We start from the raw sequence: 3,077 nt of genomic DNA on the forward strand, positions 1-3,077 counted from the left end.
GTGTTTTTTTTTTTCATCACATCCGGGGGGGGGGGGGGGGGGGGCGCCCCCCCCCCCCGCCGGGTCGCCGAGGCAAAGCCTCGGCGAAACCCCACCTGGCACGGCCCTGTCGCACCGCACCATCGGCCTTTACCTCGCCCCCGGATACCCTATATAAATCCTAGGAATTAGCCCGAGAGAGTCATGACCAGCACCGAACACGCGCTCCCCGAAGGGGCCCCGCTGATTGCCCCGTCCGATATCGAGCACCCGCTTTACGCCTCGGTGGTCGAAGCCTGCCGCTCTGTTTTCGACCCGGAAATTCCGGTCAACATCTTCGATCTGGGTCTGATCTACACGATCCGGATCGGCGAAGACGGCGTCGTCGCCATCACCATGACGCTGACCGCGCCGGGCTGTCCGGTGGCGGGCGAGATGCCGCAATGGCTGCAAGACGCGGTCGAGGCGGTCGAGGGCGTGCAACGCTGCGAGATCGAGATGACCTTCGACCCCGCCTGGGGCATGGACATGATGTCGGACGAAGCCCGGCTCGAACTCGGCTTCATGTGACGGCGCGGGGCCGGGCTGTGCGGAGCAGACGGGGCCCCTGTGCGGCAGCGCCCTTGTCCCTTTGCGCCGATCCTTTAGGCTGAGGGCCTTCTTGAACGGAGGGTCAGATGACCGACACCCTGTTTTCCCCCGGCCATCTCGGGGAAATTTCGATCGCCAACCGCGTCGTGATGGCGCCGCTTACCCGCAACCGCGCGCCCGCGCGCCAGCCCACCGCTCTGACGGTGGACTATTACCGCCAGCGCGCCAGCGCCGGGCTGATCATCACCGAAGGCGCGCAGATCTCGCCCGTGGCGCAGGGCTATGCCTGGACGCCGGGCATCCACACCGAAGCGCAGGCGGCGGCCTGGGCCCGGGTCACCGAGGCGGTCCATGCCGAGGGCGGCAAGATCGTGATCCAGCTCTGGCACGTCGGCCGGGTCTCGCATGAGACGATCATCGACGGGCAGACCCCGGTGGCGCCCTCGGCGCTGTCGGCGGCCTCGAAGACCTTCGACGGCAAGGGCTTCGTCGAAACCGGGATGCCGCGCGAAATGACCGCGGAAGACATCGAGCGCACCTTCCTCGATTATGGCCATGCCGCGCAGCTGGCGAAACAGGCGGGCTTCGACGGGGTCGAGGTGCATGCGGCGAACGGCTATCTGATCGACCAGTTCCTGCGCGACACGTCGAACACCCGCAACGACGGCTGGGGCGGCCCGGTCGCCAATCGCATCCGCTTCCTTCTGGGTGCGGTCGATGCCTGCGTCGCGGTCTGGGGTGCTGGGCGGGTCGGCGTGCGGCTCTCGCCCTTCTCGAACGCCAACAATGTCGGGCTCGACAGCGACACCCCCGCGCTGTTCGGCGCGGCGATCGCGGCGCTGAACGACCGTCCGCTGGCTTATGTCCACATGGTCGAGGGCCAGACCGGCGGCCCGCGCGACTGGCCCGCGGGCGAACTTGAAACCCTGCGCGCCGCGATCCGCGCCCCCTACATCGCCAACAACGGCTATGACCGCGACAGCGCCCTTGCTGCCGTGGCCGCAGGCACGGCGGCGGCGGTGGCCTTCGGCAAGCCCTTCATCGCCAACCCCGATCTGGTGGCGCGGCTCGAGCGGGACGCGGAATGGAACCCGCTGCGGCTGGCGCTGATGTATGGCGGCGGCGCCGAGGGCTATACCGACTATCCCTTCCTGCCCTGATCCCCCCGGGCGGCCCGGCAGGCTTGCCGGACCGCCCCCGCACGCCTATCTTGAGGCGAAAGGAGCCCCTCATGTTCGCCATCCCCGGAAAACCGCCCGTCACCCTGACCCCCGCGGCCGTCGCGCAGATCGCCGATCTGATGGCGCGCGAAGGCGCGGCAGGCTTTCGCATCGGCGTCAAGAAGGGCGGCTGCGCGGGCATGGAATACACGATGGAAATCGCCGCCGAGGCCGATCCGATGGATATCGTCGTCGAGGAAGGCCCGGCCCGCGTGCTGATCGCGCCCCTGGCGCAGATGTTCCTGCTGGGCACGGAAATCGACTACGAAGAAACGATGCTCGAATCGGGCTTCAAGTTCCGCAACCCGAATGTGGTCGAAAGCTGCGGTTGCGGCGAATCGGTGAAGTTCCGCGACGCAGCCGCGGGCTGAAGCCCATTTCTTGCTTGCACGGGCCGCGCGCCTGCCTAATCTGCGCCCGACTTTGGCAAGGAGGCAGGAATGCGCAGAAAATTGGCCGCAGGCAACTGGAAGATGAACGGCACCAAGGCGAGCCTCGCCGAAGTGGCGGCGCTGATCGCGGCGCATCCCGATCCGAAATCCGAGGTGCTGCTCTGCCCGCCCGCGACGCTGGTCGCGACGATGGTGGCGACGGCGGCGGGCAAGATCGCGGTCGGCGGACAGGATTGCCACATGAAGGCCGCGGGCGCGCATACCGGCGACATCGCGGCCGAGATGCTGGCCGATTGCGGCGCCTCCCATGTGATCCTTGGCCATTCGGAACGCCGCGCCGATCATGGCGAAAGCTCGGAGATGGTCGCGGCCAAGGCCGCGAGCGCCCGCGCCGCGAGGCTTGTCGCGGTGATCTGTGTGGGCGAAACCGAGGCGCAGCGTGACGCGGGCGAGACGCTGGCGCTGGTCGGCGCGCAGCTGGCGGGCTCGGTGCCGGATGGCGCCACCGCGGCGAACACGGTCATCGCCTACGAACCCGTCTGGGCGATCGGCACCGGCCGCACGCCGACGCTGGAGCAGATCGCGGAAGTCCACGATTTCCTGCGCGCCGAGCTTGTCGCGCGCTTCGGCGCCGAGGGCGAGGGCATGCGGCTGCTGTACGGCGGCTCGGTGAAACCCTCGAACGCGACCGAGATCTTTGCCACCTCGAACGTCGATGGCGCGCTGGTGGGCGGCGCCTCGCTCAAGGCCGCCGATTTCGGCGCGATCCTGAGCGCGCTCGACGCGGCCTGAGGCAAGGCTGGGGGCGCTGCCCCCAGACCCCCGGGATATTTCGGGCAAGATAAAGCACAAGGGGCGTCCGATCCGGGCGCCCTTTTGGTTTCGTCCTTTATCT

The 3,077-nt window shown here is 68.2% G+C and carries 4 protein-coding genes; all 4 read left to right on the top strand.

What is annotated here, in order from left to right:
* The first annotated feature begins 183 nt into the window (after positions 1-183).
* The 4 genes from FBT96_RS15460 (at position 184) to tpiA (ending at position 2,974) form a co-directional block, all read left to right on the top strand.
* Complete coding sequence (locus FBT96_RS15460; protein WP_136908174.1) at positions 184-549, top strand: SUF system Fe-S cluster assembly protein; 366 nt, start codon at positions 184-186, stop codon at positions 547-549.
* A 107-nt stretch (positions 550-656) separates the two neighbouring features.
* The gene (locus tag FBT96_RS15465) at positions 657-1,730 is read left to right on the top strand and encodes an alkene reductase (RefSeq protein ID WP_136908176.1); all 1,074 of its coding nucleotides are present in this window, start codon (positions 657-659) and stop codon (positions 1,728-1,730) included.
* A gap of 71 nt (positions 1,731-1,801) precedes the next feature.
* The gene (locus FBT96_RS15470) at positions 1,802-2,161 is read left to right on the top strand and encodes a HesB/IscA family protein (RefSeq protein WP_136908178.1); all 360 of its coding nucleotides are present in this window, start codon (positions 1,802-1,804) and stop codon (positions 2,159-2,161) included.
* 69 nt (positions 2,162-2,230) lie between these two features.
* Positions 2,231-2,974, top strand: coding sequence for a triose-phosphate isomerase (gene tpiA / locus FBT96_RS15475; RefSeq protein ID WP_136908180.1), 744 nt, complete (start codon positions 2,231-2,233; stop codon positions 2,972-2,974).
* Positions 2,975-3,077: the final 103 nt, after the last annotated feature.

The sequence above is a fragment of the Rhodobacter capsulatus genome (assembly GCF_005144475.1).
Classification (GTDB): Bacteria; Pseudomonadota; Alphaproteobacteria; order Rhodobacterales; family Rhodobacteraceae; genus Rhodobacter; species Rhodobacter capsulatus_C.